Source organism: Faecalibacterium sp. 3 (assembly GCF_048323735.1).
GTDB lineage: Bacteria > Bacillota > Clostridia > Oscillospirales > Ruminococcaceae > Faecalibacterium > Faecalibacterium wellingii.
On record NZ_JBLWFN010000001.1, the window covers coordinates 235484 to 260026 of the forward strand.

Sequence of the window (24543 nt, forward strand, 5' to 3'; positions counted from 1 at the left end):
CTTTGACTGAGAGGGTTTGTCAACTTGCCTAAAATCGGCTTGCTAAATTAGTAATTATGAACATTTTTTGAAACGTCTTGACAATTAAAATGTTTTGTATAAAATTGTTCTGTACCAAACAAATAAAAGCAACAGGAGGTAACTCAGATGATCAAAAAGTTAGTGTCGCATCTGGGCGAGTATAAACGCGCCGCAGTCCTGACACCGCTCTTTGCCGCTCTGGAAGCCGTGATGGATGTGCTTTTGCCCACCATCATGGCCTTCATCATCGATCAGGGCATTGAAAAGGGCGATATGAACGCCATTCTCAAGTACGGCCTGCTCACCTTTCTGGTGGCTGTGGTCGCGCTGGCGCTGGGCGTTCTGGCCGGCAAATACGCCGCCGAGGCATCCACCGGCTTTGCCGGCAACCTGCGCGATGCCATGTATGAGAACATCCAGCATTATTCGTTCTCCAACATCGACAAATTCTCCACCGCGGGTCTTGTCACCCGCATGACCACCGATGTGACCAACGTGCAGAACGCCTTCCAGATGATCGAGCGCATGTGCGTGCGTGCCCCGGTGCATCTGGTGTTCGCCCTGTTCATGGCCGTGATGATCGGCGGCCCGCTGTCGCTGATCTTCGTGGTGGCTGTGGTCTTTCTGGTGGCGGTGCTGGCAGGCATCATGGTGCCCACCTTCCACATCTTTGACCGGGTGTTCAAAAACTACGACGCCCTGAATGCGTCCGTGCAGGAGAATGTCTCCGCCATCCGCGTGGTGAAGAGCTTCGTGCGCGAGGGCTTTGAGAACGAAAAGTACACCAAAGCCTGCCAGAGCCTGTATGACCAGTTCGTCAACGCCGAAAGCCGCCTGAGTTTCAACAACCCCGCCATGCTGGTCGCTGTCTACGGCTGCAACCTTGCGCTGAGCTGGCTGGGCGCAAAATATGTGCTGCACGGTGCCATTACCACCGGCCAGCTGAACGCTCTGTTCGGCTACATCATGAACATCCTCATGGCCCTGATGATGCTCAGCATGGCCTTTGTCATGATCTCCATGTCTGCCGCTTCCGCCAAGCGTATCGTGGAAGTGCTGGACGAGACCACCGACCTGCCCCCCGCAAAGCAGCCGGTGCAGCAGGTGGCCGACGGCAGCATCCAGTTCGACCATGTCACCTTCAAGTATAAGCACGGCAGCGGTCAGCCGGTGCTGAACGACATCAGCTTTACCATCCGGCCCGGCGAGACACTGGGCATCATCGGCGGCACCGGCAGCGCAAAATCCAGTCTGGTGCAGCTGATCCCCCGCCTGTACGATGCCGAGAGCGGCACTGTGCGCGTGGGCGGCGTGGATGTGCGGGACTACAATCTCGATGTGCTGCGCCGCGAGGTATCCATGGTGCTGCAGAAGAACGTGCTGTTCAGCGGCACCATTCTGGACAACCTGCGCTGGGGCGACGAGAACGCCAGCGAGGAAGAGTGCATCCGTGTGGCAAAGCTTGCCTGCGCGGATGAGTTCATCGAGCGCTTCCCGGACAAATACAATACATGGATCGAGCAGGGCGGTTCCAACGTGTCCGGCGGCCAGAAGCAGCGCCTGACCATCGCCCGCGCCCTGCTGCGCAAGCCCAAGGTGCTGATTCTGGACGACTCCACCAGCGCCGTGGATACCGCTACCGATGCCAAGATCCGCAAGGCATTCCGCGAAGAAATTCCCGGCACCACCAAGATCATCATTGCACAGCGCATTTCCTCGGTGCAGGACGCCGACCGCATCCTTGTGCTGGACAACGGCCGCATCGATGGTCTGGGCACCCATGAGGAGCTTTTGAAGACCAACGCCATCTATCAGGAAGTCTACAGCAGTCAGACACAGGGCGGCGGCGACTTTGACAAACAGGGAGGTGAACAGTAATGGCTCAGGCAAAAGAAGTTCGCGGCCCCGGCCCCCGCATGGGCGGCCCGCGCCCCAAGGTGGAAAACCCGGGCAAGCTGCTGAAGCGCATCATGGATGAGGTGTTCCGGCACTATCTGCCCCACTGCATCCTTGTGCTTGTCTGCATCGTGGTCAGTGCACTGGCAAACGTACAGGCCAGTCTGTTCTTAAAGACCCTGATGGACGATTACATCGTACCCATGACCCAGCAGCAGGACCCGGATTTTGCCCCGCTGGCTGCAGCTCTGCTGCGGGTGGGCATCATCTACGTCATTGGCATTCTGGCAGCGTGGGGCAACGCCCGCATCATGGTCAACGTGACGCAGGGCACCCTGCGCAACCTGCGCACCCAGCTGTTCACCCACATGGAGAGCCTGCCCATCAAGTATTTTGACCAGCATCCCCATGGCGATATCATGTCCGTGTACACCAACGACGTGGATACCCTGCGCCAGATGCTCAGTCAGAGCATCCCGCAGCTGGTGTCCAGCGCCATTACCATTGTTTCGGTGTTCTTCAGCATGTGCATGCTCAGCTGGCAGCTGACGATCGTCACCATGCTGATGGTGGCGCTGATGATGTTCTGCTCCAAAAAGATCACCCAGCAGTCCGGCAAATACTTCATCCAGCAGCAGCGGGATCTGGGCAAATTGAACGGCTACATCGAAGAAATGATGGAAGGCCAGAAGGTCGTCAAGGTGTTCACCCACGAGCAGAAGGCGCTGGACGGTTTCCGCCAGCTGAACGACCAGCTGAAGGACAGCGCCAACAAAGCCAACAGCTTTGCCAACATCATGATGCCGGTCAACGCCCAGCTGGGCAATATCAGCTATGCCGTCTGCGCGCTGGCAGGCGCAGCCATGGCCGTGAGCGGCATGGGCGGCACGACCCTTGGCACGGTGGTGGCTTTCCTGAGCCTGAACAAGGGCTTCAACATGCCCATCAGTCAGGTGTCCATGCAGGCCAACAGCGTCATCATGGCACTGGCCGGTGCTGAGCGCATCTTCAAGATGATGGATGAGCCCAGCGAGACCGACGAAGGCTATGTGACCCTTGTCAACGCAAAGTACGACCGCAACGACCAGCTGGTGGAGACGGACGAGCGCACCGGCCTGTGGGCATGGAAGCACCCCCACCACGATGGCACCACTACCTACCACAAGCTGGCGGGTGACATCACCTTTACGGACGTGGACTTCGGCTATGTGCCGGAGAAGACCGTCCTGCACGGCATCAACCTCTATGGCCGCCCCGGCCAGAAGATCGCCTTTGTCGGCTCCACCGGTGCGGGCAAGACCACCATCACCAACCTCATCAACCGGTTCTACGACATTCAGGAGGGCAAGATCCGCTACGACGGCATCAACATCCACAAGATCAAAAAGGCCGACCTGCGCCGTTCGCTGGGCATCGTGCTGCAGGACACCCACCTGTTCACCGGCACGGTGATGGAGAACATCCGCTATGGCCGGCTGGAGGCTACCGATGAAGAGTGCATCGCCGCCGCCCGCCTTGCCAACGCCGACAGCTTCATCAAGCGCCTGCCGGAGGGCTACAACACCATGCTTACCGGCGATGGTGCCAACCTTTCGCAGGGGCAGCGCCAGCTGCTGGCCATCGCCCGCGCGGCCGTGGCCGATCCCCCGGTGCTGATTTTGGACGAGGCCACCTCCTCCATCGATACCCGCACCGAAGCGCTGGTGCAGCGCGGCATGGACGGCCTGATGTACGGCCGCACCAGCTTTGTCATTGCACACCGCCTGTCCACCGTCCGCAATGCAGACTGCATCGTGGTGCTGGAGCAGGGCCGCATCATCGAGCGCGGCAGCCACGACGAGCTGATCGCCAAAAAGGGCAAGTATTACCAGCTCTACACCGGCAATCTGGCCGAAAACTAAGCTTTTTCTGCCTCCTCAATGAAAAAGCGGCAGCGTGCATCAAATTGCGCGCTGCCGCTTTTTGTGTTATACTGGCTCTGCGGCCCTTCTCCGATCCCCCTGTCGCGGAAAGGAGGTGGTAAACATGCCTAGCTTTATCGCGTTTTTTCAGACTGTCGCAGCAGAGGTAGTAGCCTACTATTTATGCAAGTGGCTTGACAGCCTGTTCTTCAAGGGCAGCAAGCACTGATGAAAAGAAGCACCCCGGTAGAACCAGTACCGGGGTGCTTCGATTTTTTTACGTGGTAAACACGTTCGGCTTTATCGCGTTGCCTACCCTTATTATACGCACTTTCATGCAAAAGTCAAGAGGTTTCCAATCTGTTTTTCTACCATGTTACGTCAGAATTTTTTATACTTTACAAGGCTTTGCCGTTGGTTTATACTGAAAGCTGAATGATTCTATCGTATTGAGGGGTTTTACACTGTGGTTTCGGAAAGCAAGTTGACATTAGACATCCTGCCCCTTTCGGCAGACACGGCCCGGCTGGTGCGGGTGTACGGCACTGCACCCTGCGTGGTGCTGCCTGCCGTCCTGCCTGCGCCGGAGGGCGGCAGTTTTGCCGTCACCGAGCTGGGCGGCTACTGCTTCTCGGAAAAGCCCCGCAGCCTGCCTGCGGCAGACAAGACCTGCCGCTATACAGTGGAGCCGGACGGCACGGTGCGGCTGACCCGGGCATTCGGGCAGGCGGTGGGCGGTGCCTGCCGCCGGTATGACTTCGACTTTGACGCCCCGGCAGCGGACGAAGAAGCACTGCACCCGGTGTGCGGCAATTTTCTGGAAGAGGTCACCCTGCCGGACAGTTTGCAGGTCATTGGCAGCTGCGCCTTTTACAACTGCCGCAGCCTGCGCCTGCTCACGGTGGGCAGCGGCAGCCTGATCGTAGGCAGCGATGTGTTTTTAAACTGCTTCGCGCTGGAGACCATCCGGGTGCAGGCCGCGCCCGGGGACTCCACCGGTCTGTTTGCCCTCGTGAACAACATCACCGAGGCCGTGCGGGTGGAGTTCCGGCCTGCCGGTACCGCCGCGCCGCTGGCGGCGCTGTGGTATCCCGCCTACTGGGAGGACATTGAGGAGACCCCCGCCCACATCCTGCTGCACACCTTTTCCGGGCAGGGATACCATTACCGACAGTGTTTTCTCAACAATATATTCCTGCCTGCAGAATATGACAGCATTTTCCCGCAGGGTCACGATGCCGACGATGCCAATGTGATGGCAATGCTCTGCTTTGACCGCCTGCGGTATCCGTGGCAGCTGACCAAAGCCGCCGCCGGGCATTACCGGGCGTTTTTGGCAGCCAACACCGACCGGGTGCTGGCCCGCCTTTTAAAGGCGCAGGACCTTGACGGCATCCGCGCCCTGCTGGCGCTGGATGTGCTGGACAAAGCCGGTTTTGCGTCCGCCGCCGCCCTTGCCGCCAAGGCAGAGAACGCCGCTGCCGCCGCCCTGCTGGCAGATGCAGAGTACAAAAAATATGCCCCTCAGCCCAAAAAGCAGCGGTACGATTTTGATTTTTAAGCAGTAAAAACCTCCTTCCGTCGTACTTCGTGCGCCAGCTCCCTCTAAGAGGGCTGGCATCGCGCAGCGATGATTGGGGGGAGTTTGCTGCGAGGCTGAGAGGGTTCTAAGTGAGGTGACACCTTTGCCCCAAACCATCCAAAAAGAAAAATTTTTCGACCCCCGCAAGCCCTTCCAGTCCCAGCGGCCCGAGACCCACGAGGAATGGCAGGCACGCATGGGCGGCGAGGTGCTGGCGGTGGTGCGCAGCGGGCTGTATCTGGACTTCCGGTTTCTGGATATGGCACTCAGCGCCCTGTCCCCCGCCCCGGACGAGCGCTGCCGGGTGCTGGCTACGGACGGTCAGGCCCTGTTTTATCAGCCCAGCCACCTGCTGCGGCTCTATCAGGACAATCCAAAATATCTCAACCGGTTGTATCTGCACACCATATTCCACTGCGTATTCCGTCATCTCTGGCTGAAAGGCCGCCGGGAGCCGCAACTGTGGAGCCTTGCCTGTGATATCGCGGTGGAGAATGTCATCGACAGCCTGAACCGCACCAGCGTCAAGCGGCCGCTGACCTATGTGCGGCAGAACGCCTATCAGAAAATCACCGCAGAGGAAACCGTGGTGGCAGCTGCGCCGGTGTACCGATGGCTCACCCGGCAGACCCCCGGCGTGCTGCGGCAGCTGGAGCGGGAGTTCGTGACCGACGACCACCGCCTGTGGCCCAAGGACGCCCCCGACCAGCCCCAGCAGATGCCCACTCCCCTGCCCCAGAAAACGTGGCAGAAGATCGGGGAGCGGATGCAGACCGAGCTGGACCTGCGGGACAAGGAAGCGGGCGATGGGGCCGATGCTCTGAAGCAGCAGGTGAAGGCCGCCAACCGCAGCCGCCGCAGCTACAGAGACTTCCTGCGCCGGTTCTGCGTGCTGCGGGAGGAAGTCAAGCTGGACCCGGACGAGTTCGACCTGAACTTCTACACCTACGGTCTTTCGGTGTATGGCAACCTGCCCCTCATCGAGCCGCTGGAAAGCCGGGAGAGCAAAAAGATCGAGGAGCTGGCCCTTGTCATCGACACCAGCTACTCCACCTCCGGCGAGCTGGTGCGGGCGTTCCTTGCCGAGACCTACACCCTGCTGAAAGGGCGGGAAAACTTTTTCCACCGCATGAACCTGCACCTTATTCAGGCGGATAACGCCATCCGGCAGGATATCCTCATCCACAACGAGGACGAACTGATCCACGCCATGAACCATTTTGAGCTGCGGGGCGGCGGCGGAACGGACTTCCGCCCGGCATTCGAGTACGTGAACCAGCTCTGCGCTGAAAAGAAGTTTGCAAATCTGCGGGGGCTCTTATACTTCACCGACGGCATGGGCACCTACCCCGCCAGGCGCCCGGCCTACGACACCGCTTTTCTGTTTTTGGGGGAGCGGTTCGATGACGCCAACGTGCCGCCGTGGGCCATGAAGGTGGTTCTGGACGAAGAAGAATTTACCGGTGCAGCCGCCCGCCCGGCAAGCGCTCTTGCAGACGCGCTGGCCGAAGAGGACGACCTGTACCGTGACCTGAACAACTCCTGATAAAGAGGGGAACATCTGTTATGAACATCAAACGTGCCAAAGAAGAGATCGAACACACCGTAAAAGCCTACCTTGCCAAGGACGCCTTGGGCGAATACGCCATCCCGGCCATCCGGCAGCGCCCCATCCTGCTGATGGGGCCTCCGGGCATTGGCAAGACGCAGGTGATGGAGCAGGTGGCCCGGGAATGCGGGGTGGCGCTGGTGGCCTACACCATCACTCACCATACCCGCCAGAGCGCTGTGGGCCTGCCCTTCATCCGCCAGCGCAACTATGGCGGAAAGGACGTCTCGGTGACCGAATACACCATGAGTGAGATCATCGCCAGCATCTACGCCAAAATGGAGGCCACCGGCCTTGCGGAGGGCATCCTGTTCATCGACGAGATCAACTGCGTGTCCGAAACGCTGGCCCCCACCATGCTGCAGTTTTTGCAGTGCAAGACCTTCGGCAATCAGGCTGTGCCTGCAGGCTGGGTCATTGTGGCGGCAGGCAACCCGCCGGAGTACAACAAGTCGGTGCGGGATTTTGACATCGTGACGCTGGACCGTGTGCGCCGCATGGACATTGAGCCGGATCTGCCGGTGTGGAAGGACTACGCCCGCGCGGCCCACATCCACAGCGCCATCCTGAGCTATCTGGAGCTGCACCCCCAGAACTTCTACCAGATCAACGCAGACGTGGACGGCACCCAGTTCGTCACCGCCCGCGGCTGGGAAGACCTGTCCAATCTGCTGGACACCTACGAAGCGCTGGGTCTGCAGGCAGACGAGGAGCTGATCCGGGAATACATCCAGCACCCGAAGATCGCTGAGGATTTCTCGGCGTACCTCGACCTCTACTATAAGTACCGCGACGACTACGGCGTGGAGGAGATCCTTGCCGGGCAGGCAAAGCCCGCCGTGTTCGCACGGCTGCTGCAGGCCCCCTTTGACGAGCGGCTCAGCCTTGTCAGCCTGCTGCTGGCCGGGCTGGGCACCCGGTTCACCGCATCCCGGCAGGCGGACGCTGTGGCCGACAGCTGCTACGCCCTTCTGCGGGAGATCAAAAAAGCCCTTGCCACCCTGCCGGAGGATATCCCGGACGGCTCCGCGGAGCTGTTCCACCAGCAGCTCGTGGACTATGATGCCGAGACCCAGCAAAAGCGCGCGGCGGGGCTGCTCTCCAAAGACAGCCTGACCACCCGTCTGCAGGTCCTGGCCGTACTGCGCCAGTGGGAGGGCGAACTGCGCCGCGCCAGCGCCGCCGGGACACAGGAAGCCTTCGACCTGCTGCGCGGGCAGTTCCAGTCCCTTGCCGATAAGCGCGAAAAGGCCCAGCAGGCCGCCAGCGCCGCGCTGGAAGCCGCCTTTGACTTTATGGAGCAGGCCTTTGCCGAAAGTCAGGAGATGGTGGTGTTCGTCACCGAGCTTACCGTGGACCCTGCGTCCCACGCTTTCCTCACTGAGAACGGCTGTGAGCGCTACTTCCAGTACAACAAGGATCTGCTGCTGGACCACCGCAAAGCTGCCCTGCAGCAGGAGCTGGCGGCAGAGCAGCGCCGCCACGGCGGGGTGTGAGCCATGCTGGAAAATCTTCTGTTCAGCCTGAACAGCACCCTGCCGCTGTTCTTTATCATGCTGCTGGGCTATGTGCTGCACCGCACCGGCTTTCTGAGCGACGCATTCGTGGCAGGGGCCAACAAATTTGTTTTTTACGTTGCACTGCCGGTGCAGCTCTTCCGCGACCTTGGCAAAAATGACGTCCGCACCACCTTTGACGGCCGGTACGTCCTGTTCTGCTTTGTGGTCACACTGGTGAGCATCCTTGTGATCTGGGCGCTGGCAAAGGTATTTTTAAAGGGCACCGGCCTTGTGGGCGAGTTCGTGCAGGCGTGCTACCGCTCCTCTGCCGCCATTCTGGGCTCGGCCTTTCTGCAGAGCATCTACGGCAACGCCAGCATGTCCAGCCTGATGATCTTAGGCAGCGTGCCGCTTTACAACATTATGGCCGTGGTCATCCTGACGCTGGAAAGTCCGGCTGCCGCCCAGACCGGCAGCATGTCCGCAAAGCTGAAAAAAAGCGCCAAAGGCGTCCTGACCAACCCCATCCTGCTGGGCATTGCGGCAGGCTTTGCATGGAGCATGCTGCACATTTCCATGCCTGCCATGCTGGATAAGACCCTCTCCAATGTGGCCGGGCTGACCAGCCCTCTGGCCCTGCTTGCCATCGGTGCGGGCTTCAAGGGCCGCAAGGCGCTGGGCTATCTCAAGCCCACCACCATCGCCACCGTGGTCAAATTGATGATCCTGCCCGCACTGTTCCTGCCGCTGGCGGTGCACCTTGGTTTTACAGACGAAAAGCTGGTGGCACTGCTGGTGATGCTGGGCAGCATCACCACCCCGGCGTGCTACGTCATGGCAAAACAGATGGGGCACGAAGGCGTCCTTACCGGCAGCGTGTGCGTCACCACCACCTTGTTCAGTGCCTTCAGCCTGACCTTCTGGCTGTTCGTGCTGCGGAGCCTCGGGTATATTTTATAACCTCTTTTGCATAGCAAAACAGCGGACAGCCTGCAGGCTGTCCGCTGTTTGCTTTTCAGAAGCTATTGGGGAAGCAGGGTGCACCGAACGGATGCAGCTTCTGCCTTTTATTCGGTCATTTCCAGTTCAGCGATCCATTCCCGCACGCGGTCGGGACGGTTGGTCACGATGGCATCCGGCTGCAGCGGCCAGAGGTCTTTTACCGTCTTTTCCCCGTCCACCGTCCAGTATGCCGTCTTGATGCCCAGATCATGCAGCTTCTGCACCATGCTGGGCTGCTGATAGGCGGTGTGGTACTCACAGCTCACCCAGTCCGGCTTGAAATCCAGCGTCTGGACATACTTCACCGGGTCCCGCTGATCCAGCAGGTGCTGGATCACTTCTATCAGGCTCTCGTTCGGAAACTCCACCTGCAGCATACTGACCTGACTGCCTATCTGGCGCAGCAGCCAGCTGCAGTTTTCATCGTCCACATTTTCCACCGAGAACATGGGCAGCTGTGGAAAATCGCCCTCTTCCAGACTGTTCTGCAAACCAAGGATCTCCCACATGGCGGTGGGCAGAGCCATGGTCTCCATGGCACCGTAGACCAGCACGCCCACCTTCAGCTCCGGCATCAGCTGCTTTGCCTGCCGCAGCAGGTCGTGGTTGAACGAGATCACCACCAGCCGATCGGTGATATCCGCCGCACGGATCTCTTCGATCACCCGGGGCACAAAGTCCGGGTCGTTATCGATGGTGGCCTTCAATTCCAGCTGGACAACAGTGCCTTCCATTTCCCTGCACAGTGCCAGTGCCTCCTGCAGGGTGGCGATCCGCTCATCCTTGTAGCTCACATCCTTCCAGCTGCCAAAGTCCAGCGCCTTCAACTCCTCCATGGTCATGTCGTAGATCTGGCCCCGCATATCGGTGTGCCAGTCAATGAGAAAATCATGGTGGATGACCAGCTTTTTGTCTCCGGTCTGCTGTACGTCCATCTCCACGCCGTCCGCGCCGATCTCCATCGCCTTGCGGAATGCGGTAAGGGTATTTTCCGGTGCAAGGTAGGACGCACCACGGTGTGCAATGATCTCAGGCATCATTCTTTTCTGATTCCTCTCTCGTTTGTTTTTGTATTTTATGCAAGGTCAGAGCCGTTTGAAGCAATGACCTTTTTGTACCAGTAAAAGCTGTCCTTGCGGCTGCGGGCCAGAGTGCCCCTGCCGTCGTTGTCCTTATCCACATAGATAAAGCCGTAGCGCTTTTTCATTTCGCCGGTAGAGGCGCTCACCAGATCGATGGGTCCCCATGTGGTGTAGCCCATCAGCGGCAGGCCATCCTCGTTGATGGCCTTTTCCATCTGTTCAATGTGGGCCCGCAGATAATCGATCCGGTAGCTGTCGTGGATGGAGCCATCCGGCTCCACCGTGTCCACCGCACCCAGACCGTTCTCCACAATGAACATGGGCTTCTCATACCGGTCATAGATGGTGTTCAACGTCACGCGCAGGCCCACCGGGTCGATGGCCCAGCCCCACTCGCTGGCCTTGAGGTAGGGGTTCTTTACAGCTTCCATCACCGCATTGCCGTCGGCCTTTTCTTCTGCCAGGATCTCCTTGTCCGTGGTGATGCAGCGGCTGGAATAGTAGCTGAAGGAAACAAAGTCCACAGTACCATCCCGCAGGGTCTTTTCGTCCTCCGGCTCGGTCTGCAGCACGATGCCTGCCCGCTCCATCCGTTTTCCGGCCCACACCGGGTAGGCCCCACGGGCCTGCACATCGGTAAAGAAGTAGTTGTCGCGGTCCGCTTCCTGTGCGGCGCGGATATCCTCCGGTGCACAGGTGCGCGGGTAATACTGGCCCGCTGCCAGCATACAGCCCACCATGGCACCGGGCATCTTTTCGTGGGCCAGCTTCACGGCCTTTGCGCTGGCCACCAGCTCATGATGTGCCGCCTGATACTGCACCTGCTTTACGTTTTCACCCGGATGGAACACCAGCCCTGCGCCGGTGAAGGGCAGATGCAGCAGCATGTTGATCTCGTTGAAGGTCAGCCAGTATTTCACCTTGCCCCTGTACCGGTCGAACAGCACCTCACAGTAGTGCACATAGGCATCCACCATGCGGCGGTCCTTCCAGCCGCCGTATTTTTTGATGAGGGCAATGGGCGTATCAAAGTGGCAGATGGTAACAAGCGGCTCGATCCCATATTTATGACATTCATCGAACACTGCATCGTAGAAGGCAAGGCCCTCTTCGCTCGGCTGGGCATCATCGCCGTTTGGCAGGATGCGGGTCCATGCGATGGACAGCCGGAAACACCGGAAGCCCATCTCGGCAAAGAGGGCGATATCCTCTTTGTAGTGGTGATACAGGTCAATGGCCTCGTGGCTGGGGTAATAGTGCCTGTCGTCGCATTCCAGCATTTCCAGCCGGCCCAGCGCTACCGGAAAGCGGTCAGCGCCAAACGGGGTCACATCCACGGTGGCAAGGCCCTTGCCGCCCGCCTGCCATGCGCCTTCGCACTGATTGGCAGCGGTGGCACCGCCCCACAGAAAATCTTTCGGGAAACTGCCCATACGTAAAACCTCCCTGTTTTCTATCTTTCCGGCACCGGACAGGCCGGGGCCCTGCTTTATCTAGTATAAAATACCGCACAATCCGCTCTGTGTCTATGCCCGCATTTTACAAAAAACTGCTTCATTGTTGTGAAAGTACGACTTTTATCGTCAAATCGCCGAATTTCACTTTTATTTTTCGTACATTTTTCACGAGAAAAATGCAAAAACAGCCCTATTTTCCTTTCATTCTGTTTCTTTCAAACTGTCCGCAGACATGGTACAATAATCAGGTAAGATACACCGCCGCTTTTTCGGCATTGGAAAATGGAGTGTTTGATTATGACTGAGTTCAAGCCCATTAAAGAAGGCAAGGTCCGTGAGATCTATGATAACGGTGACAGCCTCATCATGGTTGCTACCGACCGCATTTCCGCGTTTGACGTCATCCTGAAAAACAAGGTCACCAAAAAGGGCACTGTTCTGACCCAGATGAGCAAGTTCTGGTTCGATTACACCCGCGATCTGCTGCCCAACCACATGCTGAGCGTGGACGTGAAGGATATGCCGGAGTTCTTCCAGCAGCCCCAGTTCGACGGCAACAGCATGATGTGCCGTAAGCTGACCATGCTGCCCATCGAGTGCATCGTGCGCGGCTACATCACCGGCAGCGGCTGGGCCAGCTACCAGAAGACCGGCAAGGTGTGCGGCATCCAGCTGCCCGAGGGCCTGAAGGAATCCGACAAGCTGCCCGAGCCTATCTACACTCCCTCCACCAAGGCCGAGATCGGCGACCACGACGAGAACATCTCCTACGAAAAGAGCATCGAGGTGCTGGAAAAGCAGTTCCCCGGCCACGGCGAGGAGTATGCCACCAAGCTGCGCGACTACACCATTGCCCTGTACAAGAAGTGTGCTGAGTATGCGCTCTCCCGCGGCATCATCATTGCCGACACCAAGTTTGAGTTTGGTCTGGATGAGAACGGCAACGTAGTGCTGGGCGACGAGATGCTCACCCCGGATTCCTCCCGCTTCTGGCCGCTGGAGGGCTATGAGCCGGGCCACAGCCAGCCTTCCTTCGACAAGCAGTTCGTTCGCGACTGGCTCAAGGCCAACCCCGACAGCAACTACGACCTGCCGCAGGACGTGATTGACAAGACCATTGCCAAGTATCTGGAGGCCTACGAGCTGCTCACCGGCAAAAAGCTGTAAATTTTACGATAAAACGAATCCCGGCAGATGCTTGACAGCTCTGCCGGGATTCGCTATAATGTCTATAGAAAGGGCACTGCGACAAGCGGTTGGCCCCAGTTCAAGGTTTACAGTTTTTGAGAACCGTCACCGTGCCGGGTGGCGGTTCTTACTTTTTCACGCGAATGGTGAATGTCAATCCAAACAAGTGGAATGTCAAAGTAATTGGCATGTACTCACCTCCTTTCGGAAGTGAGGGCCGAACCGCCTGCCGTTGTTTGCAGTGCCCCGCCGCCTTTCAGCAGCAGAGATAGCATAACATCGTTTTCGGCTGATTTCAACAAAAAAATGCTTCCGTGCGGCGCACGGAAGCATTTTTTTGTTTCACTCGCTCAGCTCTGCGCTTTCCACGGAAGCATCTTCGGACTCTGCCGTTTCTTCGTTTTCTTCGTCCAGCAGGTACTGCACCTCGGTCTGCTTTGCCATCTGCTCCGCTGTCCAGTCCAGCTGCGCAATGCCCACCAGCTTCAGCGTGTACTGCTCCACCTGCTGCAGTGTTCCCGTACCAAGGCTCTGGCCCGGGTCGTTGTCCGGCGACCATGCAAAGATCAGCGTATCGGGTTGCGGGCGGCACTGCTGCACCGCATCCGTCATGCTGCGGCAGGCCTGTGCAAACTGCTCTGCACTGCCGTAGCTGCCGGACAGCTCCACATCGAGGGTCACATAGCCGCTGCCACCATCTATGTCCTCCAGCGTTTTCACCGCTCCGGTATAGAGATACACGTTCCCGCTGATGTCCTTTACCGGGGCATCCGGGTCAGATTTCCGGATCTGCGCATAGGCATCGGCGGTGTACTGCTGGCTGAGCTTCATGCTTGCCTGATCCCGCTCCGGGCCGATCTCCTCCCACACCACCGGCAGCAGGGACAGGCAGAAGCACCCGCCCATGAGCACAAGGCAGATCAGCACCGACCAGAAATCGTATTTCCAGCGGCCCGGCCGAGCGGCAAAAAAGAGCACCTCGCCGCCCAGCATCACAAGGCCTGCTGCCGGGACGATCCGGAGCACCGGCTGTGTGGGAAAGCCCGGCACAAAATAGGTGAGCAGAAAGAAGATGCCCGCCGCGATCAGGCATGCACCCAGCGTAAAGCTGCCCACCCGGCGCAGCGGCGGCTGTTTCCCGGGCATTTCCGGGGCAGCAGAGCCGGTCTCATTCTTCTCGTCCATCCTCGTCCTCCGTCTCGTCCTCCGGGGTCACAGGCTTGCCCAGCAGGGCCGAGAGCTTGGGCATTGTAAAGCCCTTTTTCTCCGGCCCGGCCGGTGTTTCCTGTGCGGCATACTCGGTAAAATCGGCGTCCGCGGCCTTCTGCTTCGGCTTTCTGCCCTTGGGGCCGCGCACCAGCCACGCACCGCAGATGATCAGGGCCACGCACACCACGATCTCCGGCAGCTGATCCATCATCAGGTAAAGTGCGCGGAAGAAGGGGCTGCTCTGGCCCCAGCGCCACACGATATCCCCCAGCGTGTTCATAAGGATGTTCTGGTAGGCCACCAGTGCGCCCAGCACGATCAGGCCCCAGCCCAGCAGTTTGTGGCTGTCCATCATGAACTCCTGCATCCGCTGGTCCTTCCAGTTGATATGCACCAGATAATCGTCCTCCGGGGCGGTGCCTGCGCCGATCTGCGCCCGGAGATTGAAGGTGTCAAAAAAGCTGTACATCCACACGATGACACAGCCGATGGTCAGCACTTCCAGCGTAGATACGCCAATTACAACGAACAGGCAGAACATTGTGATCAGCGAAAGGCCGCGCTTCATATAGCCCTGATACATCTGGCCTGCGCCCGGGCAGAAGGCAAAGATAAAGGTCAAAATCCCGTTTTTCATCATGATTGATTCCCTCATTTCGTTTGATCGGTAAGCGGCAGATCTCTGTTGTTCTCTGCCGCCGGGCTGTGGGCCCCGAACAGCAGATCATTGACCGCCTTTGAAAAAGACGCCTGCGGCTTCGGCTCTTCGTCCTCCACCGGTCGACCCAGTGTTTTCGGCTCGGCAGGCCGACGGCCATCCTCCACCGGTCGGCCCAGCTGCGCAGGTTCTTCGGTCTGGCTCTGGCTGGCTTCCTGTGTCCAGCTGCGCAGCTCCTGCCGGAAGTCCAGCAGCTGCTCCACGGTACCGGAGCGCCACATGGTGAACGCCAGCACTGCTGCCACACCGGCCACTGCAGCGCGGCCCCATGTGTTCTGCATCAGCCGCACCCAGACGGCGGCCATCACAGCCTTGTGCGCGGAGTGCGGCGGCGTTTCCAGTGCATCTGCCGTCAGCAGGGCCGTGTAACGGTCCATGCATTTATCGCAGTAGGCAAGGTGCTCGGCTGTTTCCAGCCGTCCCAGCTCATCCAGCCCGCCTGCCTGCAGGGCCTGCAGGCCTTCGTCGGTCAGGCAGCCGTTTTTGTCAAACAGTTCCATGTACACACTCCCCTCCGCAGCGCTCACGCTGTAATATCTGCTGTGCCAGCATCTTTTTGGCCCGGTAGATCTGCGCCTCCACCGTCTTGGGCGGGCGGCCGCACAGCTGTGCCGCCTCGGCCATGGTGTGCTGTTCCAGCAGCACCAGACGGCAGGGCGTTCTGTAGGGCTCCCGCAGGTCCAGGATCATGGCGGTGAGCTCTTCTTCGCCCAGAGCATCCAGCACCTGCTTTTCCGGCTGGGTGCCGGGCGGCGCTCCCTCCAGTGCCAGCACCTCATCGCCGGGGGTGTTCACCCGGCGCACCCATGCGCTGCGCAGATAGTCTTTTGCCTTGTTGGAAGCGATGCGCGCCAGCCACTGTTTTTCAAACCCGGGCGGGCAGCGGTCAATGGCCCGCCATGCCGCCAGAAAGGTCTCCTGAGTCAGGTCCTGCGCATCGCCGGCATCCGGCACCAGCTGGTGGCAGACCGTATACACGAGCGACTGGTATTTTTGCACCATCGCGCTGAATTCCAAGGTCGTCAACGATCCACCCACCTCCTTTCGGTTTCGTCCCGGTCCGACGAAGTGCAGCCCCTGCATTGCCCTTCTGCACATTCATACGAAACAGCCATTCAAAATCCTGCAAAAAATTTTATTTTTATGATACAATAGAAATAGTATAGCACAAAAGGAGGCATTCGGCCATGGCTGTCAGTACCCGTCAGGCACTTTTGCAGGCACTTTCCTCTGCCGGGGGCAGCTACGTTTCCGGCCAGCAGCTGGCCGAGACCCTCGGCGTGAGCCGCGCGGCGGTACACAAGGCCGCTGCGGCCCTCACGGCCCAAGGGTACGCGCTGGAAGCTGCGCCCCGCCGGGGCTACCGGCTGGCTGGCGGTGACCCGTTCTGCACCGAAGCCATCGGGGACTACCCTGCACCCATCTATTTATATGACACGTTGGAAAGCTCCAACCGCACGGCAAAGCTGCTGGCGCTGGATGGGGCACCCCATGGCACGCTGGTGCTCACCGCCCACCAGAGCGCCGGACGCGGCAGGCTGGGCCGGAGATTTGAAAGCCCGGCAGGCAAGGGCGTTTACTGCTCTGTGCTGCTGCGCCCGGAAATGCCCGCCGCCAATGCCCAGACCGCTACCATCAGCGCCGCGGTGGCGGTCTGCCGTGCCGTGAAAAAGCTCTGCGGGCTGGAGCTTGCCATCAAGTGGGTCAACGACCTGTACTATCAGGGCCGAAAGGTCTGCGGCATCCTGACCGAGGCGGGGACCGACCTCGAGAGCGGACAGCTGGAATGGCTGGTGGTGGGCATCGGGCTGAACCTTACCTCTACCGCCGCCGACTGGCCGGAGGAGCTGGCCCGCAGGGCCGGGAGCCTGTACCCCGGCGGGCCTGCCCCGGTGAGCCGGGCCGCACTGGCCGGGGCCATTGCCCGGGAGCTGCTGGCCCTCTGCCCCGGCTTTGACTGTCTGGATGAGTACCGCGCCCGGTGCTTTGTGCCCGGCCACTGGGTGACGGTGTGTGCCGAGACCGAGACCTACGCCGCAAAGGCCCTTGCCATCGACGAGGAAGGGCGGCTGGTCATCCAGCGGGAGAACGGCCGACAGGAGGCTCTGCGCTGCGGCGAGGTGACCACACGGCCTGCACGGACCGAATAAGACGCAAAAAAGCACCCTTTCCTGCCCGGAAAGAGTGCTTTTTATGTTCTGCACTTATGTATCCAGATCCACGGCTTCCAGCACCGTGATGTCCTCTTTTTCAAAGGCGGTGCGGATCATCCCGGCAAGGCCGGGCATTTCGGCCTTGTTCTCGATGCACAGGGTGATAATGCCGTTCAGGCTGGAGGCTTCCACGCCCATGGAGCCGCCATCCGGCGGGACCCAGACATTGAAGTCTTTGGTGTACTTCTGAAGCTCCGGCGTGGCCGGCAGCAGCGGATTGCCCAGATAGCTGAGCCAGAAATCCGCCGAGACACCGCTGATGTACTCGCCCATCTGGAACACCCTCTGCTTGATGCGCAGGGGCGCTTTCTGCCGGTCCACCTTGTACACCCAGCTCATCTGCTCGGCCATGCGCTGCAGCTTGACTTCGGGCTGCAGGCTGCGGCGCACAAAGGCGTCCATGCCCGGCACGATGTCCGCAAGGCGGGTATCATCGTTCAGCTTCACGCTGCTCTGGAAGGAGCACACGCAGTTGTAAAGGGCATCCGGCACGCCCGCTTCCCTGCGGGTATCTGCCGAGTAGGAATACTGGATCTCGTCCTTGCCCAGATAGCTGCGCAGTGCAAGGCTCAGCAGACCTGCCAGCGCCGTAAAGGGCTTGACGCCGTTCTCCACTGCCCGGTCCACAAGGCTCTGCTTGGTCAGCCGCACCCGGGTGCGGCGCATCCTGCCCTCGTAGGTCTGCACCACATCCCTCTGCATCGTGTTCTCGGTGGCTGCGGGGGATGGATATTTTTCCATCATGGCCTCGATGTCATAGGCCGGGCTGCACAGGATGGGCGTGTTTGCAAACGCCGTGCCATAGCGCAGGTTGCAGTACTGTTCCAGAATGCGGGTGAGGAAGGGCGACACCCCGTGGCCGTCCATGAGGAAATGATACCAGTCAAAATAGATGGTGTCTCCCTCACAGCTCACGCTGAAAAGATAGCCGTTCGTTTCCTCCGGGATATCGCGCTGTGCACTGCCCTGATACACAAGGCAGGGGTTCGGGTTCGGCTCCAGAAAAAAGCTCCGCTTTTCCTGCACCAGCTGTACCTGATAGTACGGTGCGGCCGAAAGCGCCGTATCCAGTGCACGCTGCAAAAGAGCGGGTTCCACCGCGTCCTGCAGCGCAAACTGGTACCGGCACAGGATCTTCTCCCGACGGAAGAAATACATCGTTCCCTGAAAGATGTACTCCGTCGAGCGCTGCGACTCATTCATGAACTGTTACCCCGCGTTTGCCGCCAGATAATCCACCAGATCCCCTATGGTCACAAAGTTGCGCAGCTCCTTTTCGGGGATGCGCAGGCCGAAGGTCTCCTCCAGGTCTGCCACAATGGTCAGGATCTCCATTGAGGACAGATCCAGATCGTCCATCAGGACGCTGTTCTCGTTCACATCTTCGGGAGAGACCTCGGCAACATCCTCCAGGATGGCCAGGATCTGGGAAATGATCTCTGCTCGTTCCATAGAAATTTTCTTCCTTTCCGTGACGGATAATAGGCACAATCTCCTGTGCCTTTCCATAATAATACCCTGATTCTCTCCTGTGCGCAAGGGTTCCGGCAACAAAGCCTTGTTTTTTGTCGGAACTCCTGTCATCAGTCTTCCGGTCTGCCGGCCCATTTATGCATGTGGGCATTCTATCGCATCCGTATCACTGGCGCAGCAGTTTTCCCATGGCGTTGCGGGGCAGCGGCTGTGCGCTGAGCTCCGGCACCATGCGCTTGTACAGCGGCAGGCCGCGGTTGACCCCGGTGACGAACTCCTTCACAGTCTCCTGCTTTGCAGGGTCACAGTAGATGAGGGCACAGATCTTCTTGTCCTTTTCCTTCACGATGCACTCCCGAATGTCCGCACAGGGCACCAGCAGCTTTTCCAGCTCCTCGGGGCTCACGTTCTCGCCGCTGTCCAGAATGATCACGTTCTTCTTGCGGCCGGTCAGGTACATGTAGCCGTCCTCTTCCACCCGGGCAATGTCGCCGGTGTGGAACCAGCCCTCTGCATCGATGACCTCTGCAGTGCCTTCCGGGTCCTTGTAGTAGCCCAGCATGATGGGGCCGCCCCGCATGCACAGCTCGCCGTCGTCCAGCTTGTATTCACAGCTGAGGTCCACATGGCCCACGCTGGTCAGGTACTTTGCCTCCTGCGAGGAGTTCCATGCACCGTCGCCGCAGGTCTCGGTCAGGCCGTACATCTGAGCCACAAAGAAGCCCTTCTCCATCATATCACTCAGCATCTTGGGGTCGAACATGGCAGCACCGCAGGTCAGCATGCACAGGCCGTTCAGGCGGTCGCGGCGGCCCCTCATCACATCGCTGTAGATGCTCTTCAGCAGCACCGGCACCACCGCCATCACCTCGCTGTGCATGGCACCCAGATCACGGTAGAAATACTTCAGGTTGTTGCACAGGTTGATGGAGTGGCCGGTGATGCTCCACGAAACAAGGCTGGTCATGGCGGAGATGTGGAACATGGGCAGGGCGGACAGGGACGAGAACTCGTCGGTGTTCCAGCCTGTGTACTTCTTCACATCGTCAAAGGGGTTCAGGAAAGCCGGCATGGCGCTGAACAGGTTCTTCTGGCTCAGCATGACGCCCTTGCTGCGGCCGGTGGTGCCGGAGGTGAACATGATAAAGGCCAGAGCAGAGAGGTCCTCCACCTCGGTCACGTCCTCGGCAGGCTCATAGGCAGAAAAAGCGTCCATGGGCTTCAGGATGCTGCCGTAGGTCTCGGTGAGGGCAGGCTCCCGCTCCGCGAACTCGCCATCCTGCAGGATGCACACCGGCTCGGTGAGGCCCAGCTCGTAGGAGATGGCATCCCAGTCCTTGCCAAGGTTCAGCGGCACAGCCACGCCGCCTGCGATCACGGTGCCGTACATGCAGATGACATACTGGTAGCTGTTGCGGGCCAGGATCGCCACACGCTTGCCGCGCACGTCGCCATACTCTGCACGCAGGAACGCCACGAACCGGCGCAGATCCTGGGCATACTGTGCGTAGTGCACCTCGGCAACGCCCTGCTTTTCTTCATCATACCAGCGCAGAGCCACACGGTCTGCAATGTTGGTTTCCATATTGCAAAGGGACTGATACAGCGATGTAATCATTTTTTTCCTCCATTTTTATCATCCGATCCGGTGCACCGGTGTAAGCCCACACAGATCCTTCCAGACATTTCCAACTGTGCCCAGTATACAATAAGACCCGTGTCAATGCAAGAGTTTTGCAACATTTAATTTCCAACATTGACAACAAAGCCTTGCACATCATACCGTTTCCAGATGTAAATTCTGCCTTTCGTTGCGAAGCCGCCCGGCCTGTGCTATGCTCTTATTGCAGGCGGCATGTGTCCCCCGCCCGCCAGACTGCAATTCAAAATTGACAGTCTGTGCAAAAAGCATTATACTGGGTTCATATCCATACAAATTTTTATCTTTTTCATTCAAAATCTACGCATTGTGCGGCGTCCGGCTCTGAGGGAATGTCCCGCGCAAGGAAGGAACCTCCATGGAAGGAACCAAACCTCGCACCGTCAGCTCCATCGGCATGTTCGACATGCTCAAGGGTGCCGGTATGCTGATCATCGTTTTTGCGCATACCGCCGAGCTTTATCCCATGCAGGCGGTCAGCGGCCTGTCCCTGACCGCGTTTTTCCCGTTCATCTACCGCGAAGCGCTGATGGCCGCTTTCTTTATTGCCAGCGGCTACGGCTTCCGCAAGCGCTCCATCGGCAAATGCATCCACCAGCAGCTGAAAAGTCTGCTCAAGCCTTACCTCTATACTGCACTGTTCACCTGCGTGCTGCACTTTATCATCCACTATAAAACGTTCCGGTACCTGCCCGGCACCATCGGCGAGTCGGTCAAGGTCACCGGCGGTTTTCTGCTGGGCCTGCCCCACACGGCAGAGTATTTCGGGCAGGAATTTTTCTCCTGCGGGCCCATGTGGTATCTGCTGGCCCTCATGGTGGGCTGGATCCTGCTGGATGTGATCCTGAACATCTTCCCGGAACAGTACGTTCCCTGGGCTGTGGCCGGGTGTGCGCTGCTGGGCTGGGGCGTCAGCCTTGTGTGGGAGCCGCCCTTCTGCCTGATCCAGGGCGCGGTGATCGTCCCCTATCTCTATATCGGCTTCCTTGCCAAAAAGAAGCATCTGCTGGACGAGCCCCTGCCGCCCAAAGTCTTTGCCGGGCTGCTGGGGGCCTCAGCACTCATTGCCGTAGGCGCTCTTGCCACCCGCACCACCGACTGCATCTCGCTGGCCGAGTGGTCGCTGGGCCCCCTGAGCATCTTTCTGGACGGTGCTGCCGGTCTTTTATTCATCCGGCTGTTCATGCGGCTCAGCCATTTCCACGGCCGCATCGTGCGCTTTCTGGAGGCGGTGGGCCGACGCTCGCTCCACATCTTCTGTATACATACCGTGGAAATCATCGCCATTCCCTGGTATCTGATGGTAGCCAGATTTTCGGACCGGCCGGTGCTGGGCATGTGGCTGCAATATGCCATCGCTCTGGGCTCCATCTGGCTGGTGTGTGAGCTGCTGCGTGCACGCCGTGCACTCATCATCCGGTTTTTCCCTGCACGGCGCAAAAGCCCTGCCGTGCACTATACCGCCCGGCATTAAGGTGTTTTTCCGGCTGCTGCGGTGCAGCCTATCATAAAAGTAAGAGGAGAATCCCGTTATGAACAACGATGCCCCCGAGACCCTTGCTGCGGCCCGCAGCCGCGCTGCCGACCTTGAGCAGCAGCTCAAGCTCTCTGACGAAGGCGTATCCCGGCTGGCACAGCGGTGTCTGGAGCTGGAACAGCAGGTGCTGAACTATCAGGCCGCACTGGCAAGGCACGGCAGCGACAACGAGCCTGCCGCCCTCACCCTGCCGCAGCTGTTTTACGATTCCGGCTCCGGCTATTCCCCGCGGGAATGCCTGACCGTTGCCGAGGACGCCTACGACGAGCTGACCCACGAGGTCTCTGCGGTGTTCACCCTGCCCACGGATGCCCGTGCGCTGCGGCTGGACCCCGGTGAGCTGGCCTGCTGCGTGACTGACCTGAGCATCTCGGACGAGCGGCTGGAATGCCGCGCCATGAACGGCATCCAGCTGCAGGAAGACTGCCTGCTGTTTCTGGATGTGGACCCCAACCTGACCGTGCAGAGCACAGTGCCCTTTGCGGCCGGGATGAAGTTTGCCGTAACCTATCATTACTATCCGCTGGGCCGCTTCCAGCACGAACAGCCCGGCAAGGCCCTGCTGCAGGCCCTGAGTGCCATCAAGCTGCGGGCCGAAGCGGAGCAGAACGATCTCCGCGGGCAGCTGCAGGCCGCCCTTGCCGAGAACACCCGGCTGAACAATCAGCTGACCGAGCTGCAGAACAGCCGCGCCGCCTACGAAAACTCGCTGGAAAACCTGTACGAAAGCAGCAGCTGGCGGCTCACCGCCCCGCTGCGTGCGCTGCACCGGCTGTTCCGTCATTGATACGATTTGCAGAGGAGTGTCATTATGTACACAAGTTACAGCACCCTGCAGCGTAAACAGCTGACGAAGCAGGTGTATACCGATACCCAGAGCACCTATCTGCTGGTGTATGCGCCCGGCCGCCATCAGGCGCTGGAGCACGCACTGGAAAACCAGCTGCACCGCAAGTTTCGGCTGGTGACGGAGCTGGCCCCCGCCCTGACCGACTCGGTGGAGGGCGTGCTGCTGGTCAGCGAAGATCTGGAGTGCACCTCCACTGCCCTGACCTATTTTGCCGGTGCCCTGCGCACCGGTGCAGACCTTGTGGTGTGCGACGCCGCCTTTGGCTTTGACGGTTCCACCGCCTTGTACCTGAGCACCCAGCACATCCCCTGCAGCCGCTGTGCCATGGTATCGCGGAAGCTTCTGGACCGCATCCGCGCCGCTGCCCGCGGCAGGGACAGCGTGACCGAGCTGCTGCGCCTTGCCACCGCCATGGCAGAAAACTGCCGCCGCATCCCGGAGTCCCTGCTGCATTTCCGGCGGGAGCTGTGTGCCGATGATGTGTTCTCTGCCTCCGGAAAGCGTGCTCTGATCCTGAGCCATGAGCTCACCATGACCGGTGCCCCCATCGTGCTGGTGAGCGCCGTGCCGGTGCTGCGCAGCATGGGCTTCGAGGTCGTGGTTCTGGGCCCTGCGGACGATGGCTCTCTGCCGCTGTTTCTGGATGCCGGTGCGGCCGTTGTCACCCGCAGCGACTGCGTGATGAGCTCCTCCCTGTGGGGGCTTGCCACCAGTGCGGATTTTGTGCTGGCCAATACTGTGGTGGAGGCCGCCGCCGTGAGCACCCTGAACGGCTCCTTTGTGCCGGTGCTGTGGTGGCTGCACGATGCCTTTGCAGGCTATCCGTTCATTGCGCACAAGATCCCCAAAACGCTGGACTCCAATGTGCATGTGTGCGCCGTAGGCTCCCACGCCACTGCCGCCATGCATTCGGTGCGGCCGGATTTTAACATCGAACAGCTGATCTACGGCCTGCCGGACTACGCGCAGGAGAGCTTCCCGGTCTATGATATCAGCTACGCGGGCGGACGCCCTCTGTTCGTGACCGTAGGCTCCTTTGAGCCCCGCAAGGGTCAGGATATCTTCTGCAACGCCATCCGTCTGCTCAAGCCCGAAGTGCGCCAGAAAGCCGCTTTCCTGTTCGTGGGCAAGGCCGCAGACAAGAGCCTGAAGAGTGCCGTGGATGCACTGGTGGAGGATTACCCGGACACCGTGTTCTACCGCAAGCGGCTGGAACGCCCGGAGATCAAGTCCCTGATGGATCAGTGCACCTGTGTGGTGTGCGCCTCCCGCGACGACCCCATGCCCACCTTCGTCACCGAGGGCCTGATCTTCGGCAAGCCCTCCATCGTGTCGGAGCACACCGGCACTGCCGGGCTGATCACCGAGGGCGTGGACGGCTTTGTGTACCGGGACGACGACCCCGACCAGCTGGCAAAGGTGCTGGAACATGCCATCCTGCACCCCGATCAGCTGGCCGCCATGAAGGCCGACTGCCGGAAAATGTACGAGAAATATTACTCCAACGAAGCTTACGTTGCCACTCTGACGCGGCTGGTGAACGAACTGACCACCTGAGTGTCCGCTGTTTTTGTGCAGCATGAAAAAAAGAGGAAGATCCGGCGGGATCTTCCTCTTTTTTCGCAGAAGGAGCAGGGCAGAAGCGG

Annotated in this window: 20 protein-coding genes; 11 read left to right on the forward strand and 9 right to left on the reverse strand. The window is 59.4% G+C overall.

From position 1 onward, the window contains the following. The first annotated feature begins 147 nt into the window (after window positions 1–147). The 6 genes from ACNSPV_RS01065 (at window position 148) to ACNSPV_RS01090 (ending at window position 9468) form a co-directional block, all read left to right on the forward strand. Window positions 148–1899, forward strand: a complete 1752-nt coding sequence (locus tag ACNSPV_RS01065; protein WP_348584897.1) for an ABC transporter ATP-binding protein — start codon at window positions 148–150, stop codon at window positions 1897–1899. Next, entirely contained in the window at window positions 1899–3818 is a 1920-nt protein-coding gene (locus ACNSPV_RS01070) for an ABC transporter ATP-binding protein (RefSeq protein WP_348584896.1), read from the forward strand. The genes ACNSPV_RS01065 and ACNSPV_RS01070 overlap by 1 nt, the downstream gene beginning before the upstream one ends. A 484-nt stretch (window positions 3819–4302) precedes the next feature. Next, the gene (locus ACNSPV_RS01075; protein WP_348584895.1) at window positions 4303–5379 is read left to right on the forward strand and encodes a leucine-rich repeat protein; all 1077 of its coding nucleotides are present in this window, start codon (window positions 4303–4305) and stop codon (window positions 5377–5379) included. A gap of 115 nt (window positions 5380–5494) precedes the next feature. Next, window positions 5495–6946: a VWA-like domain-containing protein gene (locus ACNSPV_RS01080; protein ID WP_348584894.1), complete on the forward strand. Its 1452-nt coding sequence runs from the start codon at window positions 5495–5497 to the stop codon at window positions 6944–6946. A 20-nt stretch (window positions 6947–6966) separates the two neighbouring features. Continuing rightward, a complete protein-coding gene (locus ACNSPV_RS01085; protein WP_348584893.1) occupies window positions 6967–8505 on the forward strand; it encodes an AAA family ATPase in 1539 nt (512 codons plus the stop codon). Window positions 8506–8508: 3 nt separating this feature from the next. Then, entirely contained in the window at window positions 8509–9468 is a 960-nt protein-coding gene (locus tag ACNSPV_RS01090) for an AEC family transporter (protein ID WP_348584892.1), read from the forward strand. Between the two features lie 107 nt (window positions 9469–9575). Here ACNSPV_RS01090 and ACNSPV_RS01095 read toward each other — a convergent pair whose 3' ends face one another. Continuing rightward, window positions 9576–10550 (reverse strand): glycerophosphodiester phosphodiesterase, encoded by a 975-nt coding sequence (locus ACNSPV_RS01095; RefSeq protein ID WP_348584891.1) that lies wholly within the window; start codon window positions 10548–10550, stop codon window positions 9576–9578. Window positions 10551–10585: 35 nt separating this feature from the next. After that, complete coding sequence (locus tag ACNSPV_RS01100) at window positions 10586–12025, reverse strand: 6-phospho-beta-glucosidase (protein WP_348584890.1); 1440 nt, start codon at window positions 12023–12025, stop codon at window positions 10586–10588. Window positions 12026–12346: 321 nt separating this feature from the next. Between ACNSPV_RS01100 and ACNSPV_RS01105 the strand changes: the two genes are divergently transcribed. Continuing rightward, window positions 12347–13216 (forward strand): phosphoribosylaminoimidazolesuccinocarboxamide synthase, encoded by an 870-nt coding sequence (locus ACNSPV_RS01105; protein ID WP_044953963.1) that lies wholly within the window; start codon window positions 12347–12349, stop codon window positions 13214–13216. 363 nt (window positions 13217–13579) lie between these two features. On the opposite strand, the gene ACNSPV_RS01110 is transcribed toward ACNSPV_RS01105, so the two are convergent. From ACNSPV_RS01110 to ACNSPV_RS01125, 4 genes are read right to left on the reverse strand one after another with little or no spacing between them, the layout of a single operon-like run. Further along, on the reverse strand, window positions 13580–14422 hold the full coding sequence (locus ACNSPV_RS01110) for a hypothetical protein (RefSeq protein ID WP_348584888.1): 843 nt from the start codon (window positions 14420–14422) through the stop codon (window positions 13580–13582). Further along, window positions 14406–15086 carry a hypothetical protein gene (locus tag ACNSPV_RS01115; RefSeq protein ID WP_348584887.1) on the reverse strand — a complete coding sequence of 227 codons (681 nt, stop codon included), beginning with the start codon at window positions 15084–15086 and terminating at the stop codon, window positions 14406–14408. Before ACNSPV_RS01115 ends, ACNSPV_RS01110 begins: the two co-directional genes overlap by 17 nt. Before the next feature lie 11 nt (window positions 15087–15097). Further along, on the reverse strand, window positions 15098–15664 hold the full coding sequence (locus tag ACNSPV_RS01120) for a hypothetical protein (protein WP_348584886.1): 567 nt from the start codon (window positions 15662–15664) through the stop codon (window positions 15098–15100). Further along, window positions 15651–16190 carry an RNA polymerase sigma factor gene (locus tag ACNSPV_RS01125; protein ID WP_348584885.1) on the reverse strand — a complete coding sequence of 180 codons (540 nt, stop codon included), beginning with the start codon at window positions 16188–16190 and terminating at the stop codon, window positions 15651–15653. The genes ACNSPV_RS01120 and ACNSPV_RS01125 overlap by 14 nt, the downstream gene beginning before the upstream one ends. Before the next feature lie 161 nt (window positions 16191–16351). Between ACNSPV_RS01125 and ACNSPV_RS01130 the strand changes: the two genes are divergently transcribed. Next, window positions 16352–17314 (forward strand): biotin--[acetyl-CoA-carboxylase] ligase, encoded by a 963-nt coding sequence (locus tag ACNSPV_RS01130; protein WP_348584884.1) that lies wholly within the window; start codon window positions 16352–16354, stop codon window positions 17312–17314. Window positions 17315–17368: 54 nt separating this feature from the next. Here the strand turns inward: ACNSPV_RS01130 and ACNSPV_RS01135 are convergent, their stop codons facing one another. From ACNSPV_RS01135 to ACNSPV_RS01145, 3 genes are all read right to left on the reverse strand, one after another. Further along, complete coding sequence (locus ACNSPV_RS01135; protein WP_348584883.1) at window positions 17369–18580, reverse strand: hypothetical protein; 1212 nt, start codon at window positions 18578–18580, stop codon at window positions 17369–17371. A 6-nt stretch (window positions 18581–18586) separates the two neighbouring features. Next, window positions 18587–18829, reverse strand: coding sequence for an acyl carrier protein (locus tag ACNSPV_RS01140; RefSeq protein ID WP_044953961.1), 243 nt, complete (start codon window positions 18827–18829; stop codon window positions 18587–18589). A gap of 187 nt (window positions 18830–19016) precedes the next feature. Continuing rightward, window positions 19017–20468, reverse strand: coding sequence for a class I adenylate-forming enzyme family protein (locus tag ACNSPV_RS01145; protein WP_348584882.1), 1452 nt, complete (start codon window positions 20466–20468; stop codon window positions 19017–19019). A 400-nt stretch (window positions 20469–20868) separates the two neighbouring features. On the opposite strand from ACNSPV_RS01145, the gene ACNSPV_RS01150 reads away from it, so the two are divergent. The 3 genes from ACNSPV_RS01150 to ACNSPV_RS01160 are packed head-to-tail and all read left to right on the forward strand — an operon-like array spanning window position 20869 to window position 24454. Continuing rightward, window positions 20869–21984, forward strand: a complete 1116-nt coding sequence (locus ACNSPV_RS01150) for an acyltransferase (protein WP_348584881.1) — start codon at window positions 20869–20871, stop codon at window positions 21982–21984. A gap of 58 nt (window positions 21985–22042) precedes the next feature. After that, complete coding sequence (locus ACNSPV_RS01155) at window positions 22043–22834, forward strand: hypothetical protein (protein WP_348584880.1); 792 nt, start codon at window positions 22043–22045, stop codon at window positions 22832–22834. A 24-nt stretch (window positions 22835–22858) separates the two neighbouring features. Beyond that, entirely contained in the window at window positions 22859–24454 is a 1596-nt protein-coding gene (locus ACNSPV_RS01160; protein WP_348584879.1) for a glycosyltransferase family 4 protein, read from the forward strand. Window positions 24455–24543: the final 89 nt, after the last annotated feature.